Genomic DNA, 20,727 nt, shown 5'->3' with positions numbered 1-20,727 from the left:
GAGGTGCCCGCTCACGCTGCCAAAAACAATTCGGCTCACTCGGATTCCAGCTCGATGTCGATACCCAACGAGCGGATTTCCTTGACGAGAACGTTGAAGGATTCGGGCATGCCCGGCTCCATACGATGATCACCATCGACAATGTTCTTGTACATCTTGGTCCGACCGTTGACGTCATCAGACTTGACGGTAAGCATTTCCTGCAGGGTATAGGCGGCACCGTATGCCTCCAGAGCCCAGACTTCCATCTCACCGAAACGCTGACCACCGAACTGCGCCTTACCACCCAGCGGCTGCTGGGTTACCAGGCTGTAAGAGCCGGTGGAACGAGCGTGCATCTTGTCATCGATCAAGTGGTTGAGCTTGAGCATGTACATGTAGCCCACAGTCACCGGACGGTCAAATGCATCACCGGTGCGGCCGTCGTACAGCTTGACCTGACCACTGGTATCCATGTCGGCCAGCTCAAGCATACGCTTGACCTCGGCTTCCTTGGCACCGTCGAAGACCGGCGTTGCCATCGGGACACCGTCACGCAGGTTACTGCACAGCTCCAGGATTTCCTTGTCGCTCAAGCTGTCGAGATCAACCTTGGTCACTTCATCTGAGTGGTTATAGATCTCATCCAGCAGCTTGCGCAGTTCAGCCACTTTACGCTGCTCTTCCAGCATCCGGCTGATCTTTTCACCCAGCCCCTTGGCGGCTGCGCCCAGATGGGTTTCCAGAACCTGACCAACGTTCATCCGCGAAGGAACACCCAGCGGGTTGAGCACGATATCAACGGTGGTGCCGTTTTCGTCGTAAGGCATATCCTCAATCGGCATTACCGCAGAGATAACACCCTTGTTACCGTGACGACCGGCCATCTTGTCACCCGGCTGGATGCGACGCTTGATGGCCAGGTAAACCTTGACGATTTTCAGCACGCCCGGGGCAAGGTCATCGCCCTGCTGCAGCTTGCCTTTCTTGTCGTCGAAGCGGGCTTCGTGCTCTTTCTTGCGATCTTCCAGACCCTGCTCGGATTTCTCCAGAAGTTCGTTCAGAGCTTCGTCTTTCATGCGCAGCTTGAACCAGTCCGGACGCGGCAGATCGGCCAGATAGGCTTCATCAAGCTTGGCGCCCTTCTTCAGACCCGGGCCACTGATCACTTCCTGGCCGTTGAGTGCTGCAGTCAGACGCTCATAGGTAGCGCCTTCGACAATGCGGTACTCGTCTTTCAGATCCTTACGGTACTGATCGAGCTGCTCTTTCTCGATGGACTGAGCGCGGGCATCTTTTTCGATACCGTCACGGGTGAATACCTGAACATCGATAACCGTTCCGCGGGTGCCGGTCGGAACACGCTGAGAGGTATCTTTAACGTCAGAGGCCTTTTCACCAAAGATCGCACGCAGCAGCTTCTCTTCCGGTGTCAGCTGGGTCTCACCTTTCGGCGTGACCTTACCCACCAGAATGTCGCCCGGGCCCACTTCCGCACCGATGTAGACAATACCGGACTCATCCAGCTTGGACAGGGCGCTTTCACCAACGTTCGGAATATCCGCAGTGATTTCTTCGCTACCCAGCTTGGTGTCACGGGCCACACAGGTCAGTTCCTGAATGTGGATCGTGGTCAGCCGGTCTTCCTGAACCACCTTTTCGGAGATCAGGATGGAGTCCTCGAAGTTGTAACCGTTCCAGGGCATGAACGCGATGCGCATGTTCTGGCCCAGCGCCAGCTCACCCAGATCCACGGAGGGACCATCTGCCAGCACGTCGCCACGGGCAATCACATCGCCCTGACGCACGATGGAGCGCTGGTTGATACAGGTATTCTGGTTAGAGCGGGTGTACTTGGTGAGGTTGTAGATATCCACACCTGCATCACCGGCCTCGGTTTCTTCGTTGTTTACGCGCACCACGATACGGGCAGCGTCCACGCTTTCAATCACACCGCCACGACGGGCGGTCACGCACACGCCGGAATCCTGGGCAACGGTGCGTTCTACACCGGTGCCGACCAGCGGAACCTGTGATTTCAGCGTCGGAACCGCCTGACGCTGCATGTTCGCACCCATCAGGGCCCGGTTAGCATCGTCGTGCTCAAGGAACGGGATCAGAGACGCCGCCACCGATACAACCTGGCGTGGAGATACGTCCATGAAGTTAACCGCTTCCGGCGGGGCGACGGTAAATTCGTTCTGGTGACGCACGGTAACCAGCTCGTCGGTCAGGCGCTTGCCATCATCGGTAGCAGCACTGGCCTGAGCGATCACATAGTTGCTCTCTTCAATCGCAGACAGATACACCAGCTCATCGGTCACCACGCCGTCGACGACTCTACGGTACGGACTTTCCAGGAAGCCGTAGGAGTTGGCACGGGCATAGGTTGCCAGCGAGTTGATCAGACCGATGTTCGGGCCTTCCGGAGTCTCGATAGGACACACACGGCCGTAATGGGTCGGGTGAACGTCCCGAACCTCAAAGCCGGCACGCTCACGGGTCAGACCGCCCGGACCCAACGCGGAGATACGACGCTTGTGAGTTACCTCAGACAGCGGATTGTTCTGGTCCATAAACTGGGACAGCTGGCTGGAACCAAAGAACTCCTTGACTGCGGCCGCAACAGGCTTGGCGTTGATCAGGTCCTGCGGCATCAGGCCTTCGCTTTCAGCCAGACTCAGACGCTCTCGAACCGCGCGCTCAACCCGTACCAGGCCTACCCGGAACTGGTTTTCAGCCATCTCGCCAACACAGCGAACCCGACGGTTGCCCAGGTTGTCGATATCATCCACCTGGCCCTGGCCATTACGAATGGCAATCAGGGTTTTCAGCACGTCGATGATATCGTCGTGGGTCAGCGTGCCCTCACCGGTGCTCTCGTCACGACCAAGGCGACGGTTGAGCTTCATCCGGCCAACGCCGGACAGGTCGTAGCGCTCCTCAGAGAAGAACAGGTTGTTGAACAGGTTCTCCGCGGATTCCTTGGTGGGCGGCTCGCCCGGGCGCATCATCCGGTAGATTTCAACCAACGCTTCCAACGGAGTTCGGGTCGGGTCGATACGCAGGGTATCAGACATGAACGGACCACAATCCAGATCGTTGGTGTAAAGAGTTTCAATATCCTTAACACCAGCGCCGAGAATCTTGGTGATGACTTCTTCGGTCAGCTCGGTGTTACATTCCACCAGCACTTCGCCGGTAGACTGATCGATCATGTCCTTGGCAAGAACACGGCCGTACAGGTATTCAGTGGGAACTTCCAGCTCGGTAATGCCGGCCTTTTCCAACTGCTTGATGTGACGCGCCGTAATACGGCGGCCTTCTTCAGCAATGACGTTGCCTTCCTTATCTTTGATGTCAAAGGTCGCAATGTCACCACGCAGCCGGCTGGGCACCAACTCAAGCTTGCAGACTTCTTCACCCAGAGCAAACTTACTGGTTTCGAAGAACATGTCGAGCATCTGCTCAGAGGTGTACCCCAGAGCGCGCAGGAGGATCGACGCAGGCAGCTTACGACGACGGTCGATACGAACGAACACGGAGTCCTTCGGATCGAATTCGAAGTCAAGCCAGGAACCACGGTAAGGAATCACTCGGGCCGAATACAACAGCTTGCCGGAGGAGTGAGTCTTGCCTTTGTCGTGATCAAAGAAGACGCCAGGCGAACGGTGCAGCTGGGAAACAATAACACGCTCGGTACCGTTGACCACGAAGGTACCGTTTTCAGTCATCAGGGGCATCTCGCCCATGTAGACTTCTTGCTCTTTGATGTCCTTGATCGCCTTGTTGGACGATTCCTTGTCATAAATGATCAAGCGGACTTTCACCCGCAGCGGCGCGGCGTAAGTAACGCCCCTGAGCTGACATTCCTTGACGTCGAACACTGGCTCGCCGATTCGATAGCTCACATACTCGAGCGCGGCGTTGCCAGAGTAACTGACAATCGGGAATACGGATTTGAACGCTGCGTGAAGACCGGTTTCCCGGCGGTCTTCAGGAGCGGCTTCCATTTGCAGGAAGTCCCGGAACGAATCCAGCTGAATAGACAGCAAATAGGGGACGTCCATCACGGAAGGCAATTTACTAAAATCTTTGCGAATCCGCTTTTTCTCAGTGTAGGAGTAAGTCATCTGCATTCCCCAGCTTTAGACCTGATACCTGGTATCAAGAAGCAATCAAATGTTCTGCTTCGGGGCCGAATTGCTCGGCTTATCGCGCCGTCTTGAACAAGACTCTGGCTGTAGGTTATAGATCTGACATTAACCCGTAAAAGCACACCAGACTCTATAGCATATACAACAGAAAAAGGCCGGTGGCACAGAGCCACCAGCCCATCCATGCTTAACGCACGGTGTCGATCAACAGCCGACTATTACTTGAGCTCAACAGAAGCGCCTGCTTCCTCAAGCTTCTTCTTGGCTTCTTCAGCCTCGTCCTTGCTAGCGCCTTCCTTAACAGTAGAAGGAGCGCCGTCAACCATTTCCTTGGCTTCTTTCAGACCCAGACCAGTCAGCTCACGAACGGCCTTGATGACGTTGACTTTCTTCTCGCCAGCGCCAGTCAGAACTACGTCGAACTCGGTCTGCTCTTCAGCAGCTTCGCCACCAGCGGCAGCAGCAGGTGCAGCGGCAACAGCAGCGGCAGCAGAAACATTGAACTTCTCTTCCATAGCTTCAACGAGCTCAACAACTTCCATTACGCTCATTTCAGCAATTGCATTCAAAATATCGTCTTTAGACAGAGCCATGACTTTCTCCGAAAATGTAAAAAATGGTGTTCAACAGAATCAAGCAGCGTCTTGCTTCTGGTCGCGGACTGCAGCTACAACACGTGTAATCCTGCCCGGAATATCGTTCAGGGTACGTGCAAGCTTGGTAACTGGTGCCTGTGTAACAATAGCCAGCTTGGTCAACGCTTCGTGCAGCGTCGGCAGCGTGGCCAGGCGATCGATCTGTTCTGCGCCCATCAGCTCACCGCCGACAGCCAGACCCTTGATCTCAAACGCCTCTTTCTCTTTGGCAAAATCCTTCAGCAGGCGCGCAGCGGCACCCGGATCTTCCATAGAGAAAGCCAGAATGGTCGGGCCAACCAGCGCCGGATCGATGCACTCAAACTCAGTACCTTTGATAGCAATCTTCGCCAGATTGTTACGAACAACCTTCAGACGAACATTCTCGGCACGAGCTTTGGCACGAAGGGCAGTCATGTCACCAGAGGTGACACCACGGTAGTCAGCCAAAACCACAGACAGAGCAGCTCCAGCAGTCTCGTTGACTTCAGCGACGATCGCCTTCTTGTCTTCGAGTCTAATTGCCACTGGATTTCTCCTCGATTTCGCCAGCGTTATGCCGGCAAACCCATCATTGTCCTCAACGAGGACGCCTAACGGTGTTTGGGTTCAGAGAGAACGTCTTCACACCGTCTGCGCAGGCGTTGCTTTAACCCTTGCAGCCCTTGTTACCAAGGGCTTCGGGGGCCTGCGGTCTTTGACAGCCTTGGCTTCCGCCCAGACTACAAAGTAACTACCAATCAGAGACTCAGAGTACCCTGATCAATAGTCAGACCAGGACCCATCGTAGAAGAGATGGTGATCTTTTTCAGATACACACCCTTGGACGATGCAGGCTTGGCCTTTTTCAGGTCTGCCACCAGAGCTTCAAGGTTTTCCTTGATGTTCTGGGCAGAGAACTCAACGTTACCCAGCGGAGCGTGGATAATGCCGTTTTTGTCAGTACGGTAACGAACCTGACCAGCTTTGGCATTCTTAACCGCTGTCTCAACATCAGCGGTTACGGTGCCAACCTTCGGGTTCGGCATCAGGCCACGGGGACCGAGGATCTGGCCCAGTTGACCAACAACACGCATGGCATCCGGAGTGGCGATAACCACGTCGAAGTCCATGTTGCCTTTTTTGACTTCATCAGCCAGGTCGTCCATGCCTACGATGTCGGCACCGGCCGCGGTCGCTTTCTCGGCATTGGCACCCTGGGTGAACACAGCCACACGCACGGATTTACCGGTACCGTGAGGCAGAACAGTGCTGCTACGCACAACCTGGTCGGATTTACGTGCATCAACACCCAGGTTAACCGCTACGTCTACAGACTCTTTGAACTTCACGTTCTGACCCAGTTCGGCCAGCAGCGCAACCGCTTCGTCTACAGAGTAGGCGCGGGTGGAGTCTACTTTTTCACGAATCAGCTTTTGACGCTTGCTCAGCTTAGCCATCTTACAGACCCTCCACGTTCAGGCCCATGCTGCGGGCAGTACCAGCGATGGTGCGAACGGCTGCTTCCATATCGGCAGCAGTCATGTCCGGCTCTTTGGTCTTGGCGATTTCTTCCAGCTGAGCACGGGTAACCGTACCCACTTTGTCAGTGTTCGGACGACCAGAGCCACTCTTAATGCCAGCGGCCTTCTTCAGCAGGACCGGCGCAGGCGGGGTCTTGGTGATGAATGTGAAGCTGCGATCACTGTAAACGGTGATAACGGTCGGAATTGGCAGACCAGGCTCCATGCCCTGAGTCTTGGCGTTGAACGCCTTACAGAATTCCATGATGTTAACACCACGCTGACCCAGCGCAGGACCAACGGGGGGACTCGGGTTGGCCTGACCGGCAGCAACCTGAAGCTTGATATAGGCTTCAATCTTCTTTGCCATGATAGATCTCCTGTGGGTTCGAACGCCTTTCGGCTCCCCGGTTTTTCACAACTGCTTTAAGCAGACACAAAAAGCCCGCGTCGCCGTAGCGCGCGAGCTTTCAATTTTCAAAGCCGCCATCAGTCTTTTTCGACCTGCCCGAACTCCAGCTCAACCGGAGTAGAACGGCCAAAGATAAGAACGGCAACCTTCACTCGACTCTTCTCGTAGTCGACTTCTTCTACCACACCGTTGAAGTCTGCAAACGGACCTTCAACAACGCGAACAATTTCACCTGGCTCGAACAGCGTCTTGGGCTTGGGCTTGTCTGCACCACTTTCAACACGACGCAGAATAGCCTCAGCCTCGCGCTCAGTAATCGGAGCCGGCTTGTCTTTGGTACCGCCGATAAAGCCCAGTACCCGAGGTGTATTCTTGACAAGATGCCACGAGGCGTCGTCCATTTCCATCTGGACCAGTACGTAGCCGGGATAAAACTTGCGCTCACTCTTGCGCTTCTTCCCGTCCCGCATTTCGACCACTTCTTCAGTCGGAACCAGGATTTCGCCGAACTTGTCTTCCATCTGCTCGAGCGCCACACGCTCTTTAAGAGTGCGCATTACATGCTTCTCAAAGCCAGAATACGCATGAACGACGTACCAGCGCTTAGCCATTGCCCACTCCCGTTAACCGATAAATCCGGCGACCAGCCAACTGATCAGCGAATCCATGCCCCACAAAATAAGCGCCACTACCAGAACAAACACAACCACAATGATGGTGGTCTGAATCAACTCTGGCCTGGTCGGCCAGACGACTTTCCGGATCTCGACACGCGCTTCTTTTAACAGGGTGGCAAAACGCCGCCCCCGCTCGGTTTGCAACGCCACAAACGCAGCAACCAAGCCTAGCGCAACAAGAGCCAGAACCCGATATAGCACGGACTCGGCACTGAAGTACTGATTACCGACAACGCCGACGGCAATCAAAACGAAAACAACCAGCCATTTCACGGTATCGAAACGGCCGGCTGACTGAACGGCTTTTGACTCCATAGGAATCAACTTATGTATCCGGATGTTGAAAAATGGCAGGCCAGGAGGGAATCGAACCCCCAACCTGCGGTTTTGGAGACCGCTGCTCTGCCAATTGAGCTACTGGCCTGCACCGAAACAACTCAGCGCAACAAACAACGAGTAACCCGAAGGTTACTCGATGATCTTGGAGACCACGCCGGCACCAACGGTACGGCCGCCTTCGCGAATCGCGAAGCGCAGACCATCTTCCATGGCGATCGGAGCGATCAGGGTAACAGTCATTTTCACGTTGTCACCCGGCATTACCATTTCAACGCCTTCCGGCAGTTCACAAGAACCGGTTACATCAGTAGTCCGGAAGTAGAACTGCGGACGGTAGCCCTTGAAGAACGGAGTATGACGACCACCTTCTTCTTTGGACAGTACGTACACTTCACACTCGAACTTGGTGTGCGGCTTGATGGAGCCCGGTACACACAGAACCTGACCACGCTCAACGTCGTCACGCTTGGTACCACGCAGCAGAACACCTACGTTCTCACCGGCACGACCTTCGTCCAGCAGCTTGCGGAACATCTCAACACCAGTACAGGTGGTCTTGGTGGTGTCGCGGATACCCACGATTTCCACTTCGTCACCTACTTTGATGATGCCACGCTCTACACGACCGGTAACAACGGTACCACGACCAGAGATGGAGAATACGTCCTCGATCGGCATCAGGAACGGCTGATCAATCGCACGCTCCGGCTCAGGGATGTAGTCGTCCAGGGCTTCTACCAGCTTCTTAACAGCGGTAGTACCCATCTCGTTGTCGTCTTTACCTTCCAGAGCCATCAGCGCAGAACCGGTGATGATCGGAGTGTCGTCACCCGGGAAGTCGTACTGGCTCAGCAGGTCACGAACTTCCATCTCTACCAGCTCAAGCAGCTCTTCATCGTCTACCATGTCCGCTTTGTTCAGGAACACAACGATGAACGGTACACCAACCTGACGGGACAGCAGGATGTGCTCACGAGTCTGCGGCATGGGGCCGTCAGCTGCGGAGCAAACCAGGATAGCGCCGTCCATCTGGGCCGCACCGGTGATCATGTTCTTAACATAATCCGCGTGCCCCGGGCAGTCTACGTGTGCGTAGTGACGGGTCGGAGAATCGTACTCAACGTGAGAGGTCGCGATGGTGATACCACGCGCACGCTCTTCCGGTGCGTTATCGATCTGATCGAAAGCACGGCTCTCACCAGTACCCCATACTTCGTGACATACACGAGTCAGGGCGGCTGTCAGAGTGGTCTTACCATGGTCAACGTGACCAATGGTGCCCACGTTTACGTGCGGCTTGTTACGCTCAAACTTTGCTTTAGACATTCGACCAATCTCCCTAATCAACCAGGATCGTAACGTTGACCGGATAAAAATGGAGCTCATGACCGGAATTGAACCGGTGACCTCATCCTTACCAAGGATGTGCTCTACCGACTGAGCTACATGAGCATTGAAACCAAATTGGAGCGGGCAGTGGGAATCGAACCCACGTCATCAGCTTGGAAGGCTGAGGTAATAGCCACTATACGATGCCCGCGAGCAATTAGTGGTGGAGGGGGCAGGATTCGAACCTGCGAAGCTTTCGCGTCAGATTTACAGTCTGATCCCTTTGGCCACTCGGGAACCCCTCCCGTACAGATCTGCAACCGCAAATCTGCTCAAAACTTAAAGTGGAGCTGGCGGACGGAATCGAACCCCCGACCTGCTGATTACAAGTCAGCTGCTCTACCAACTGAGCTACGCCAGCTCACATTCGCCTGTTCAGCGAGGGCGGTATACTACGGATTTTTTTCTGGTGATGCAACACCTTCACAAGCGTAGATTTCAACGAAGTCGAAATTGCTGTGACTTTCCGCCTCAACCGCCTGAACCACCTCGGTTTCCCTTGCTGGCTCAACATCAAAAACGAGGGCGTATCCTATACGATTTCGGGGGAAGTTGACTAGCACTACATTGAGATTCTGCTGTTTTTTTTCCTCCAGCACAGACTCTGCTGCTGCCCTCGACTCAAACAGGCCAAGCGAGATGGCGTTTCGGTACTCACCCTCTGTCACCACATAAGACTCCACGCCACGACTAAAGAGATCGCGAAACTGGGATAGCGCCACCTCCCTGGGCTGCGGAGGGATCATCACCCAATTCAGCGGCGGCAGCTCCCGCTCTCGCTCCTCAATGCGGAAATGCTCGCCAACCCGTTCTGCAAATGCAGTGGCGTCCTCGCGGGAGTCAAACCAACCGACCCTGACACACTCCGTGGGAGGTAGCGGAGCCTGCTCACTCGAATCGGACACTTTCAGGCTTGCAACGCGAGGCAAAATACCACCGGCCGACGCCTCATAGGTGACCGGCGGAATCAAGCCGGGGGCAAACCAGACAGCCAGGTTGGCCAGCAACAACACCAACGCAACCAGCCTCATGCCTGCGATTCCTGAAGATCGACGATTTCCACCCCCTCCAGCACCAGACCAGGCCGATGCTCCGCCTTCAGACCCAACGACTGAAAACGACCCGCATCTCCGCCGGTTAAAACAACTCGTTCCAGCCCGAGTCGACCAACATCACCATGCAGACGCTGAACGAGGCTCTCTGTCAGCCATGCGAGACCGTGGTTTGCGCACTCACCGGTGGACTGGCCCGGCGCAGCGTTGATCTGTTCGTCGTATTCGAATCCAATGCGGGCGGCATCCAGCTTGAGGCTCCGTCGCATCATATGCAGCCCTGGCAGAATATACCCGCCCAGGTGCTGGCCCTGGCCATCGACATAGTCAATAGTCACTGCACTGCCCGCATCCACGACGGCGAAACTGCGCCGGGCGCCAACCCACGCGGCCACCATTGCGTGCCATCGGTCGGCACCCATTTTGGCCACTTCCTGGTAGGAATTCCTGAGCCCGTCCCGGCTCACCTCCGCCCAGTGGTATCGAACCGGGGCAGAGGTAACGGTTGCCAAGCGCTCCTCTAGGCGCAGTCGGCTCTGTTCCGATGCGACTGTCGATACGGCAACACGATCTATCTTGCGGGCGTACGGTATCAAATCAGTAAAAGTCACTGTTTCTTCCAGGGCTCCCCCACCGTCATGCACGACGACTCCATCGGCCATGAGGCGCCATTTTACCCGGGTGTTGCCACAGTCCAGCAAAAGAATCATGATCGCACCCGCAAGCTGATATCTCCGGCCCTGACGGGCACCAGCCCCTCAGGGGTATCAACCTGATAGTTGCCTGCGGCATCAATACCAGCACCTCTGCCCTCAACGCCGCCATCTCTGGCCACCAGATCTTTGCTGAAAAAGATATCCCGTGCCTGCCATTCATCCCTGAACGGGGCAAAGCCCTGACGTTCGAACTGCGCGATAATCTCTACTACCTCCGACACAATGGCCGCCGTCAGAGCATTTCGCGTCCAAACGACATCCGGCCATGCCTCGGCCAGACTTATCCATGGCTGGTCGACCAACTCAGCCTGCTTCATATGCACGTTAATCCCTATACCAGCAATAACCTGCACTTCTCCGTCCTGAAGCTCTCCCTGAATCTCAACCAGTATCCCGCCGAGCTTCCGGTCACCGTAGAACAGATCATTGGGCCACTTCAAACCGGCATCCGTTGCCCCAAAGGTCGACAGGGCCCGACTGACCGCCACCCCCAATACAAGGCTCATACCGTCGAGGGCAGAAAACCCGCCCTGAACACTCAACCCCAGGCTCAGATAAAGGTTTTCTCCTTGCGGACTCACCCATTGACGCCCCCGGCGGCCACGACCTGCAGTCTGGCTGTCAGCCACCACCACCGGCACGCCTTTCAACTCCGAGGTCAACCGTCGCGCCACTTCCGCGTTGGTTGAGTCAACGGTATCCAGAACATCAAGGGCAATGACGTTATGCAGGCGCTCCGGCAGTGCTTGCCGAATGCGGTCACTTGCCAGGAGATCCAACGTAGAGATGAGCTGATAACCCTGCCCGCGGATGGTTCTGATTTCCACGCCTTCGGCTTGCGCCTTGCGAATCTGCTTCCAGACCGCCGTTCGGGAAATACCGAGCGTTTGCGCCAGCGATTCGCCGGAATGGATTCGACGATCTTCAAGAAGGGATAACAGCGAGCTGGATTTCATGAAACAACTTCCGGAGGCGACATGGAACAGCCCGGATTAAACAACAGGACAGCCAAAAACACAAAAAGGACAGTCGCCTTGACTGCCCGTTTGCCATAACCGGCCCCCTGAATCGTCAGGGTATGGGGGTTGCGGTCAGGTTCGCACGGATATCTACATTCTGGAATTTCGCTCCGTAGACAACCGTTTGACTGCCGCCGACAGGATGGATCAGATCGATGTTATTGATTGAGAGCTCCTTGAAACGGGTATCTGCCTTTACCGCAAAACCAAGGGGGCGGTTAGCAACGTCTCCCGGGCCTGGATTGGCTACATACCGGTACCCAGCCGCCGACCCGGGGCTCATGATTTTCTCATCGCCGCGGCTTCCCACGACGCCCTGGGCGTCAGGCCCATCCTCTTTTTTGGTCACCCTGGTCTGGTAGACATCCACCGACAGATCGGTTCGAATCCCGAAGCGATTGTCTTCAACGCCATCACCATCAAAGTCACCGCCATCACTGGTATAGATATCGTTAACCAACAACTTCATACCGGTGTTGTTTATTGGCCTTCCCTGACTATCCACGGCGCGATTACTCTCCCACATCAAGGCGTTCTTCTTATCGTCGCCCTCGGCTCGAGCCAGAACCTGCACCATGTCGATGGTCACACCCTCGCTGCCCCGAGTCTCCCACTGCCCGCCGGCGGCCACACAGGCCCCCTCAGAACTACCAGCCCCCCCGACACAGATATCTCCGGCCCCTCCGGGCTTCACCAAAGCCGTGCTGCCGGTCTGATATTTTTGAATTCGTAACCGTCCCATACTGGCGCCGTGGTCCTTGGTACCCACCCGCACATTGCCGATATCCATGGTGCTCCAGGACTCCCCGGTGCCAATGGCCAGCCCCTCTTCGGTCACATCCAGGGTCATATCCCGGACATGACCGTCATAAGTCATTTCCGTCAGCCAAAGTCCCTTCTGGGCGATTTCGCCATTACCTTCATCATAGGGAGCCGCGATCACCGCTGCCTTACCATCCCGAATCTGGATGTCGGAATTGATTGTGAGCCCCTCTCCCGAGGCGCCGCCGGCACCCAGGGTTATATGCCCATCCAGTTCAAACTCATAGGCGGGGTAGAATCCCAGCGCCAACAGCAACTCGGTACCGCCCTGAAGCGGTGCGTCATCACTGCCAACTCTCAGCCCGTTGATACGATAACCCGCTTCCAGGCCTTCAAAGCCAATTCGCAGGCCATCGTAGAACCGTGTGCCATTACGTACTTCGTTGCGCGTGACATTGACGGTGACATCCCCCGATCCCCAGGACTGCAGACCGCTGAAGATCACACGATTGCCATCTTCCGTGTAGCTCAGATCAGCGAGGCGCAAACTCCACTCCGTTGCCATGCGCAGTCCCTGCGGGCCGGCGTCAGGGTGCCCTCCACCCTGGAGATACAACTCATTGCGATAGGTTCGACCGTTGAATATCTGGTCTTCCAGTAAAAACGACAGATTCAGCGAGCCAAAGCTTTGGCCGCTACTGCCCACCTCTATAGAGCCGATATTCAGATTACCCTGCAATCCACCAAGGGTCAGCGCAACCGCAGGTCGACCACGCCCGTCCTCTGAAACATCCAGGCGAAGGTCGTGTATGCGATAGTCACCGGTGATATCCCGCAAAGCCAGGCCGTTGCCATCATCCAGATAGATAAACGATGCCGTGTGGATGATGGTTTCATTATCCAGCCTTAACCCCTCACCCGACCGGCCACCGGCCCGAATGTCGGTCACGGAGGATAGCTCGTAGTGCCCCTGCAGCCCACCGTAGCTTGGCAAGGGCAGCCCCGTGGCAGAACTAAAACTTTGGCCGTAATTGCCCGGTTCGTTGCTGTAGCGAATGGCACCAACGCTCCAGTTGCCAATCACCTCCGGGGAAACCAGCTGCAGCGTGTCCCCCACAACATCCAGCGTAACCCCAAGAGCCTGGACGTCCATGGTGATATCATCCAGGAAGACGCTGTTGCCATTGGTTCGGTATCCCAATCGCCCACCCGTCATGGTGTAGGCGGTATCGAAGGTGTAACCACTGCCGCCCACAGCCCCACCTTGTCGAATACGCAGGCTACCCTGCAGGGAGTGATCAAAGAATATCCCCCCCATACCCACACCGGGGGCTCCGGCCAGGCGTATATCTGAAAACTCGACTCTTCGATCCTCTACCAGATAATCGAGGTTCAATGATGCATCGGCCCCAATGTCAACCTTTACCCGATGGAACGCCCCCGCATTATCTCCCCTGGACGATCCAACGCGCATACCCTCAAGATGCACACCCTTGCCATCATCATAATAGGAGAGGCGGTCGGCGGAGAGGTTCAACTCCATCTCCAATGTGATACCGCTCTGCCCCTGAATCTTTGATAGGGCGGTATCATCCAACCGCTCCATGGCAGCCACAGGGTTAACGAGCACGGGCACCATCGATACCAATAAAAGAGGAGCCGTGGAAAGACGAGCATCTGTCATGGCCATTAGGCTTTTCCTCATGGGTTTCCGTCCGGAAAGACCAGCAGGTTGCCCTGCATGATGACATCACCCTGCATCTGCACCGCAAAAATATCGGTCTGGATGAACCCCGGATCGGTCGGCCTGGCAGTACTGCTGGCTGCGACCTTGAAATGCACATCGGTAAACCGAACGGTATCTGGCAACCCCAGTTCAATCACATCCCGATCAAACAGCTCGCCGTCGCCGCCAAACCCGGAATCGATCTTTCTTACCCTTAGCGTTAACCCCTCGAACGCAAACAGCCCCCGAATTTCATCAAGAACCATCCAGCCGCCGTCTTCTTTCAAGCGATAGGCAAACCGGGCACCGCATTTTTTGTCCGTTTCATCGCAACGGCCAAAGTAAGCATTCTCTACCGGCCCGCCCATTTCATTGATGCTGATGTCCCCCGACAGATAAATTCCGCCCTGTCCCGCTACCTTCGACAAGGCCTCATCTTCCAGCGGCGCCATCTCGGCGCTGGCCGGCAAGGTGAGGACTGCCATCAGTGGCAGCGAGAGCACAGGAACTGCGTATGAAAAAGTCATGGCGCCAGATCCTTTGTCTGTATTTGCAAATGCTGTATCAGCATGCCCTCAACCCGTGCAGCGCCGAAATCACGGTCGCCAACGCTGAAGTTGCCGATCTGGAGGTTACTTCGATACTCAGGGTTGCTGTAGTAATCCTGGTAGAAATCCCAGGTTTGGGCATTACTCCCGGCCCTCAGTCCGTTTGCAGCAATTTGGCCGGCGCCCGGGGAGCGAATGGTTTCCACCTCCAGGATGAAATTTCCGCCGCCATCAACGTCGAAAAATACCGGCTGTAAACTGTTACCAATCGCCAGCTCCAAGGCAAAATCCGACATGGTAATCCGGGAACCACAAGCGGTGCCGTCTTGGGTACAGGCATTGATGGACACTTCGGGTGAATAGAAGTTGAGCTTGAACTGCCCCGCCATCTGGCTGCGCTGGTCATCACCCCACAAACGCAGATAACTCCCGTCAATAACAGCACTTCGGGCATGGATATTGAGATTCGCTGAACGGTCATCGCCAACGGCGACATTCATCTGCATACCGATATCTGCCCGCTCGCCAATCCAGTCAGCTGTGGCCGGTCGACTGGAACATTGGCCACTGCCGGCGGCGGCAGAGGCGCCCATGCAGTCGAACCCTTCAGCTCCCGGAATCTTGCTCGGCGCGGCCAGTTCAAGAACCGCCTTATCGGGAACACCAATGCCATTTCCGTCAACAATATCGATTCGCCAAGGATTAACCAGCCTGCCAAGATTCACCGGCGTCAGGTTTTCCCCGTAATTTGAATTGGCGCCTGCGATATACAGGTGATTGACCGTGATATCCACTTCCCGACCATCGGTGCTCTTGATACCGGATATACGGAAGATGCGAGCCTGGTTGCCGTCAGCGTCCGGCCGGTCAGTGCCGTGGGAAAAGGTAAAGTTATCGAATACCAGACCAATACCTGCGCCATCTATCTCAGACATCTCCGACTCGGCGAGCCGCTCCAGCTCCGCCAGGGCGGAGGCCGGAGTAATAGCAACCAAAACAAGAAACACGCCAGCAAAGGCAGAGCCGAAGCCTGCTTTACAGGACAGCCTACGCCCGTTCATCAGAACAGCCCCCGGCCGCGGTCGATATACTCAGTACGATACCGGTCGGTCCCATTCAGGGCTTCGTTCAGGTTAACCTCGGTGGCACCGTTCGGAATATTAAAGAAGGCTCCTGAGGTCGCCCGGATAAAGTCCTCCACCGTCAGATCGCTTTTCTTAACGTCTTTCAGCCAATCCAGATCTTTGGTCTGGAAAGAAATGAACGCTCCGTCCGCAGGGCCGGTGAGCCTACGCTCTCCGTTTACCTCTTCTACCTGCCCTATAGGGAAGCTGTTGTAGATATCCAGATCAAAACAGGCGTCAATGCCCAACACCCTGCAGCCATCGGCATACACGTAGATATCACCGGAGCCGCAGCTAAAGAATGAACAATTGGGAACCTCTATCTCCGAGCTCGAACCCCAGCCAATCAGGTTTTTAACCGACCAGCGGGTGAAGCTGCCCGCGTTCTCCAGAACGAATTTTTCGCCGTTGGGGATACCGATGTACTCTGCTCTTATTGGGTCAAGCTCACCCACCCGAGGATCGTTATCATCGCCGTAGACCAGCTGCGCTTTGGTTGCCAGGGGACTTCCGCCTTCCAGAAGAGGGGTCAGCAAAACAATCAGTTGATCAAAGAAGTTACCGCTGGAACTGGCATCCCGCAGCCCTTCGCCCCGATCAATAATGTCCACATTCACATTACCCGTCAGGGTTTCGATCTTACCCGACAGCACTCCCATTGCATCACCAAAGCCAAGGCGAACACCAACCACTTCGTTGGTCGCCTCATCAAATGCAAACTCGAAAAAGGGGTTATCGATCATGAACGGAACGATTTCGTTCTCGTTATAAGAAGAGCCATCCGGACGATATTGTCTCGCCGCCTTGGGGTTACGTTGATAGTAGGCCTGGTTGTTGATATAGCCGAGCGCAAAATCCCTTATCAAGACGTCCGATGAGCCGGCCTTCTCACCTTCCCGTTCATAACGGCCAAGCTCCAGAACATCAACATTGGTCTGGATTTCTATGTCCATGCCAAGGTTAACGCGGGTATAAGAGGTAGTGTTGTCCGGATCGGGATGGTATTGGCGATCAACCGAAAGGAATGCTTGCCCGGTGACTTCCGACATCTGCTCATCGGAAATAGGCTGAAGACCTGCTTCGGCGGATACCGGCAGGGAAACAATGGCAACAACAAGTGCCTGCAGTTTTTTACTCATAGCCACACCCTGCGCCGTTTCTTGTTATTGACGGCATCGATTGAATGACTGATGAGTGTCTCTGAAGCTGGCTCTTTTTATATTCTGGGTCGGCCAGTCTTTACCGAATGTTAACTTTGTTTGCAGGTTGTAGCTGTGCGGCGAGTCATACTTTCGAAAACACAAATAAAAAAGCCCCAACATCAAGGATGCTGGGGCTTTGGTATTAAGAGCCTGACGATGACCTACTCTCACATGGGCGAACCACACTACCATCGGCGCTGGTCTGTTTCACTTCTGAGTTCGGGATGGGATCAGGTGGTTCCAGACCGCTATGGTCGTCAGGCAAAACGGATGATCACTGGGAAGGACGAGATGGAACGTGATGTTGATTTCTATGGAGCGTGGCGTTTGCCCTGCTCTGCGTTATCCGCAATTGTCTTGGGTGTTATATAGTCAAGCCGCACGAGCAATTAGTACTGGTTAGCTCAACGCCTCACAGCGCTTACACACCCAGCCTATCAACGTCCTGGTCTTGAACGGCTCTTCAGGAGGCTCAAGGCCTCAGGGAGATCTCATCTTGGAAGGGGCTTCCCGCTTAGATGCTTTCAGCGGTTATCCTGTCCGAACATAGCTACCGGGCAATGCGTCTGGCGACACAACCCGAACACCAGCGGTTCGTCCACTCCGGTCCTCTCGTACTAGGAGCAGCTTTCCTCAAATCTCCAACGTCCACGGCAGATAGGGACCGAACTGTCTCACGACGTTCTAAACCCAGCTCGCGTACCACTTTAAATGGCGAACAGCCATACCCTTGGGACCGGCTTCAGCCCCAGGATGTGATGAGCCGACATCGAGGTGCCAAACACCGCCGTCGATGTGAACTCTTGGGCGGTATCAGCCTGTTATCCCCGGAGTACCTTTTATCCGTTGAGCGATGGCCCTTCCATACAGAACCACCGGATCACTATGACCTACTTTCGTACCTGCTCGACGTGTCTGTCTCGCAGTCAAGCGGGCTTGTGCCATTACACTAACCGTACGATGTCCGACCGTACTTAGCCCACCTTTGTGCTCCTCCGTTACGCTTTGGGAGGAGACCGCCCCAGTCAAACTACCCACCACACAGTGTCCTCAACCCCGATAAGGGGTCAGAGTTAGAACCTCAAACATGCCAGGCTGGTATTTCAAGGTTGGCTCCACCGGAACTGGCGTCCCGGGTTCAAAGCCTCCCAGCTATCCTACACAAGCATGCTCAAAGTTCACTGTGAAGCTATAGTAAAGGTTCACGGGGTCTTTCCGTCTAGCCGCGGATACACCGCATCTTCACGGCGATTTCAATTTCACTGAGTCTCGGGTAGAGACAGCGCCCCCATCGTTACGCCATTCGTGCAGGTCGGAACTTACCCGACAAGGAATTTCGCTACCTTAGGACCGTTATAGTTACGGCCGCCGTTTACCGGGGCTTCGATCAAGAGCTTCGCACGAGTGCTAACCCCATCAATTAACCTTCCGGCACCGGGCAGGCGTCACACCCTATACGTCCACTTACGTGTTTGCAGAGTGCTGTGTTTTTAATAAACAGTCGCAGGGGCCTGGTATCTTCGACCGGCTTCCGCTCCACCCGCAGGGGCTTCACGTACACACCGGCGTGCCTTCTCCCGAAGTTACGGCACCATTTTGCCTAGTTCCTTTACCCGAGTTCTCTCAAGCGCCTTGGTATTCTCTACCTGACCACCTGTGTCGGTTTGGGGTACGGTCTCGAATAGCCTGAAGCTTAGAAGATTTTCCTGGAAGCAGGGCATCAATGACTTCGCACCCTTGGGCACTCGTCGTCGCGTCTCAGAATTGTGGACCCGGATTTGCCTAAGTCCACTCCCTACTCGCTTAAACCGGGACAACCGTCGCCCGGCTCACCTAGCCTTCTCCGTCTCTCCATCGCAGCTATCCAAGGTACGGGAATATTAACCCGTTTCCCATCGACTACACCTTTCGGTCTCGCCTTAGGGGCCGACTCACCCTGCGCCGATTAGCGTTGCGCAGGAACCCTTGGTCTTCCGGCGTGCGGGTTTTTCACCCGCATTGTCGTTACTCATGTCAGCATTCGCACTTCTGATACCTCCAGCATGCTTCTCAACACACCTTCGCAGGCTTACAGAACGCTCCCCTACCCCGCATACAAAGTATGCAGCCGCAGCTTCGGTGACCAGTTTGAGCCCCGTTACATCTTCCGCGCAGGCCGACTCGACTAGTGAGCTATTACGCTTTCTTTAAAGGATGGCTGCTTCTAAGCCAACCTCCTAGCTGTCTGAGCCTTCCCACATCGTTTCCCACTTAACTGGTACTTTGGGACCTTAGCTGGCGGTCTGGGTTGTTTCCCTCTTCACGACGGACGTTAGCACCCGCCGTGTGTCTCCCGGATAGTACTCACAGGTATTCGGAGTTTGCATCGGGTTGGTAAGTCGAGATGACCCCCTAGCCGAAACAGTGCTCTACCCCCTGTGGTATTCGTCCGAGGCGCTACCTAAATAGCTTTCGGGGAGAACCAGCTATCTCCGGGCTTGATTAGCCTTTCACTCCGATCCACAAGTCATCCCCTGGCTTTTCAACGACAGTGGGTTCGGTCCTCCAGTGCCTGTTACGGCACCTTCAACCTGCTCATGGATAGATCGCCCGGTTTCGGGTCTATGCCCAGCGACTAATTCGCCCTATTCAGACTCGGTTTCCCTACGGCTCCCCTAAACGGTTAACCTCGCCACTGAACATAAGTCGCTGACCCATTATACAAAAGGTACGCCGTCACAGAACAAGTCTGCTCCGACTGCTTGTACGCATACGGTTTCAGGGTCTATTTCACTCCCCTCACAGGGGTTCTTTTCGCCTTTCCCTCACGGTACTGGTTCACTATCGGTCAGTCAGGAGTATTTAGCCTTGGAGGATGGTCCCCCCATGTTCAGTCAACGTTTCTCGTGCGCCGACCTACTCGATTTCACTGGACTCAGGTTTCGGATACGGGGCTATCACCCACTATGGCGGCACTTTCCAGGGCCTTCTCCTACCAGTTGTCCAGCTTAAGGGCTGGTCCCCGTTCGCTCGCCGCTACTTAGGGAATCTCGGTTGATTTCTTTTCCTCGGGGTACTTAGATGTTTCAGTTCCCCCGGTTCGCCTCTTGCACCTATGGATTCAGTACAAGATACCTGGCCGAAACCAGGTGGGTTTCCCCATTCAGAGATGTCCGGATCACAGCTCGTTTGCCAGCTCCCCGAACCTTATCGCAGGCTTCCACGTCTTTCATCGCCTCTGACTGCCAAGGCATCCACCGTATGCGCTTAGTTGCTTGACTATATAACCCCAAGACAACTGATCACGAATTCACACCCATCACCAGGCAAGCCCGATTCCGAGGTGTCTTCGAGACAGCCACTTGAAGCAATATAACAACCACTTCAACGACAACACCGGATAACGCTTGAAATCGCTATCACTTTGAACAGTTTCTCTCGGAGATAATGAGAGAAATCTATTCGTGTTCTATCTCATCCAATTTGTTAAAGAGCAAATCTGACCCAGT

At 55.1% G+C, this 20,727-nt stretch carries 15 protein-coding genes, 5 tRNA genes and 2 rRNA genes; all 22 read right to left on the bottom strand.

Annotation, left to right across the window (positions count from 1 at the left end; genetic code table 11):
• Window positions 1-35: 35 nt before the first annotated feature.
• The gene (gene rpoB, locus QUE75_RS03540; protein WP_286253665.1) at window positions 36-4,112 is read right to left on the bottom strand and encodes a DNA-directed RNA polymerase subunit beta; all 4,077 of its coding nucleotides are present in this window, start codon (window positions 4,110-4,112) and stop codon (window positions 36-38) included.
• Between the two features lie 242 nt (window positions 4,113-4,354).
• Complete coding sequence (gene rplL, locus QUE75_RS03535) at window positions 4,355-4,729, bottom strand: 50S ribosomal protein L7/L12 (protein ID WP_061333837.1); 375 nt, start codon at window positions 4,727-4,729, stop codon at window positions 4,355-4,357.
• A gap of 39 nt (window positions 4,730-4,768) precedes the next feature.
• On the bottom strand, window positions 4,769-5,299 hold the full coding sequence (rplJ, locus tag QUE75_RS03530; RefSeq protein ID WP_061333835.1) for a 50S ribosomal protein L10: 531 nt from the start codon (window positions 5,297-5,299) through the stop codon (window positions 4,769-4,771).
• A 212-nt stretch (window positions 5,300-5,511) separates the two neighbouring features.
• Window positions 5,512-6,210 (bottom strand): 50S ribosomal protein L1, encoded by a 699-nt coding sequence (rplA, locus tag QUE75_RS03525; RefSeq protein ID WP_058092379.1) that lies wholly within the window; start codon window positions 6,208-6,210, stop codon window positions 5,512-5,514.
• Between the two features lies 1 nt (window position 6,211).
• Window positions 6,212-6,643 carry a 50S ribosomal protein L11 gene (gene rplK, locus QUE75_RS03520; protein WP_058092380.1) on the bottom strand — a complete coding sequence of 144 codons (432 nt, stop codon included), beginning with the start codon at window positions 6,641-6,643 and terminating at the stop codon, window positions 6,212-6,214.
• A 119-nt stretch (window positions 6,644-6,762) separates the two neighbouring features.
• Complete coding sequence (nusG, locus tag QUE75_RS03515; RefSeq protein ID WP_058092381.1) at window positions 6,763-7,296, bottom strand: transcription termination/antitermination protein NusG; 534 nt, start codon at window positions 7,294-7,296, stop codon at window positions 6,763-6,765.
• A 12-nt stretch (window positions 7,297-7,308) separates the two neighbouring features.
• On the bottom strand, window positions 7,309-7,677 hold the full coding sequence (secE, locus tag QUE75_RS03510; RefSeq protein WP_072678396.1) for a preprotein translocase subunit SecE: 369 nt from the start codon (window positions 7,675-7,677) through the stop codon (window positions 7,309-7,311).
• A 33-nt stretch (window positions 7,678-7,710) separates the two neighbouring features.
• Window positions 7,711-7,786 (bottom strand) — tRNA-Trp (locus tag QUE75_RS03505).
• Between the two features lie 44 nt (window positions 7,787-7,830).
• The gene (tuf, locus tag QUE75_RS03500; RefSeq protein WP_068351550.1) at window positions 7,831-9,027 is read right to left on the bottom strand and encodes an elongation factor Tu; all 1,197 of its coding nucleotides are present in this window, start codon (window positions 9,025-9,027) and stop codon (window positions 7,831-7,833) included.
• A gap of 50 nt (window positions 9,028-9,077) precedes the next feature.
• Window positions 9,078-9,153, bottom strand: a tRNA-Thr gene (locus QUE75_RS03495).
• A 13-nt stretch (window positions 9,154-9,166) separates the two neighbouring features.
• Window positions 9,167-9,241 (bottom strand) — tRNA-Gly (locus tag QUE75_RS03490).
• Between the two features lie 10 nt (window positions 9,242-9,251).
• Window positions 9,252-9,335, bottom strand: a tRNA-Tyr gene (locus tag QUE75_RS03485).
• A 40-nt stretch (window positions 9,336-9,375) separates the two neighbouring features.
• A tRNA-Thr gene (locus QUE75_RS03480) sits at window positions 9,376-9,451 on the bottom strand.
• Window positions 9,452-9,482: 31 nt separating this feature from the next.
• Window positions 9,483-10,121: a hypothetical protein gene (locus QUE75_RS03475; RefSeq protein ID WP_106693779.1), complete on the bottom strand. Its 639-nt coding sequence runs from the start codon at window positions 10,119-10,121 to the stop codon at window positions 9,483-9,485.
• Window positions 10,118-10,804 (bottom strand): type III pantothenate kinase, encoded by a 687-nt coding sequence (locus QUE75_RS03470; protein WP_318036585.1) that lies wholly within the window; start codon window positions 10,802-10,804, stop codon window positions 10,118-10,120. Before QUE75_RS03470 ends, QUE75_RS03475 begins: the two co-directional genes overlap by 4 nt.
• 44 nt (window positions 10,805-10,848) lie before the next feature.
• Complete coding sequence (locus QUE75_RS03465; RefSeq protein ID WP_138438209.1) at window positions 10,849-11,814, bottom strand: biotin--[acetyl-CoA-carboxylase] ligase; 966 nt, start codon at window positions 11,812-11,814, stop codon at window positions 10,849-10,851.
• Between the two features lie 115 nt (window positions 11,815-11,929).
• Window positions 11,930-14,329 carry a DUF6160 family protein gene (locus tag QUE75_RS03460; protein WP_286253649.1) on the bottom strand — a complete coding sequence of 800 codons (2,400 nt, stop codon included), beginning with the start codon at window positions 14,327-14,329 and terminating at the stop codon, window positions 11,930-11,932.
• Window positions 14,330-14,340: 11 nt separating this feature from the next.
• Complete coding sequence (locus QUE75_RS03455; protein ID WP_061333944.1) at window positions 14,341-14,892, bottom strand: hypothetical protein; 552 nt, start codon at window positions 14,890-14,892, stop codon at window positions 14,341-14,343.
• Window positions 14,889-15,974: a hypothetical protein gene (locus QUE75_RS03450; RefSeq protein ID WP_286253647.1), complete on the bottom strand. Its 1,086-nt coding sequence runs from the start codon at window positions 15,972-15,974 to the stop codon at window positions 14,889-14,891. Before QUE75_RS03450 ends, QUE75_RS03455 begins: the two co-directional genes overlap by 4 nt.
• The gene (locus QUE75_RS03445; protein WP_106693784.1) at window positions 15,974-17,176 is read right to left on the bottom strand and encodes a DUF6160 family protein; all 1,203 of its coding nucleotides are present in this window, start codon (window positions 17,174-17,176) and stop codon (window positions 15,974-15,976) included. The genes QUE75_RS03450 and QUE75_RS03445 overlap by 1 nt, the downstream gene beginning before the upstream one ends.
• A 211-nt stretch (window positions 17,177-17,387) precedes the next feature.
• A 5S ribosomal RNA gene (rrf, locus tag QUE75_RS03440) occupies window positions 17,388-17,501 on the bottom strand.
• A gap of 106 nt (window positions 17,502-17,607) precedes the next feature.
• Window positions 17,608-20,499: ribosomal RNA gene (locus QUE75_RS03435) — 23S ribosomal RNA — on the bottom strand.
• Window positions 20,500-20,727 lie beyond the last annotated feature (228 nt).

The organism is Marinobacter shengliensis (genome assembly GCF_030297115.1).
In the GTDB taxonomy this organism is placed as follows: Bacteria; Pseudomonadota; Gammaproteobacteria; order Pseudomonadales; family Oleiphilaceae; genus Marinobacter; species Marinobacter shengliensis.
The sequence above is the reverse complement of the archived record's forward strand: the minus strand, read 5'-3'. Positions and strand labels throughout refer to the sequence as shown.

Bases quoted from the DNA above. Each gene is read 5' to 3' on its own strand.
- rpoB (WP_286253665.1), bottom strand. From the start codon at position 4,112: ATGACTTACTCCTACACTGAGAAAAAGCGGATTCGCAAAGATTTTAGT.
- rplL (WP_061333837.1), bottom strand. From the start codon at position 4,729: ATGGCTCTGTCTAAAGACGATATTTTGAATGCAATTGCTGAAATGAGC.
- rplA (WP_058092379.1), bottom strand. From the start codon at position 6,210: ATGGCTAAGCTGAGCAAGCGTCAAAAGCTGATTCGTGAAAAAGTAGAC.
- rplK (WP_058092380.1), bottom strand. From the start codon at position 6,643: ATGGCAAAGAAGATTGAAGCCTATATCAAGCTTCAGGTTGCTGCCGGT.
- nusG (WP_058092381.1), bottom strand. From the start codon at position 7,296: ATGGCTAAGCGCTGGTACGTCGTTCATGCGTATTCTGGCTTTGAGAAG.
- secE (WP_072678396.1), bottom strand. From the start codon at position 7,677: ATGGAGTCAAAAGCCGTTCAGTCAGCCGGCCGTTTCGATACCGTGAAA.
- tuf (WP_068351550.1), bottom strand. From the start codon at position 9,027: ATGTCTAAAGCAAAGTTTGAGCGTAACAAGCCGCACGTAAACGTGGGC.
- QUE75_RS03475 (WP_106693779.1), bottom strand. From the start codon at position 10,121: ATGAGGCTGGTTGCGTTGGTGTTGTTGCTGGCCAACCTGGCTGTCTGG.
- QUE75_RS03470 (WP_318036585.1), bottom strand. From the start codon at position 10,804: ATGGCCGATGGAGTCGTCGTGCATGACGGTGGGGGAGCCCTGGAAGAA.
- QUE75_RS03465 (WP_138438209.1), bottom strand. From the start codon at position 11,814: ATGAAATCCAGCTCGCTGTTATCCCTTCTTGAAGATCGTCGAATCCAT.
- QUE75_RS03460 (WP_286253649.1), bottom strand. From the start codon at position 14,329: ATGGCCATGACAGATGCTCGTCTTTCCACGGCTCCTCTTTTATTGGTA.
- QUE75_RS03455 (WP_061333944.1), bottom strand. From the start codon at position 14,892: ATGACTTTTTCATACGCAGTTCCTGTGCTCTCGCTGCCACTGATGGCA.
- QUE75_RS03450 (WP_286253647.1), bottom strand. From the start codon at position 15,974: ATGAACGGGCGTAGGCTGTCCTGTAAAGCAGGCTTCGGCTCTGCCTTT.
- QUE75_RS03445 (WP_106693784.1), bottom strand. From the start codon at position 17,176: ATGAGTAAAAAACTGCAGGCACTTGTTGTTGCCATTGTTTCCCTGCCG.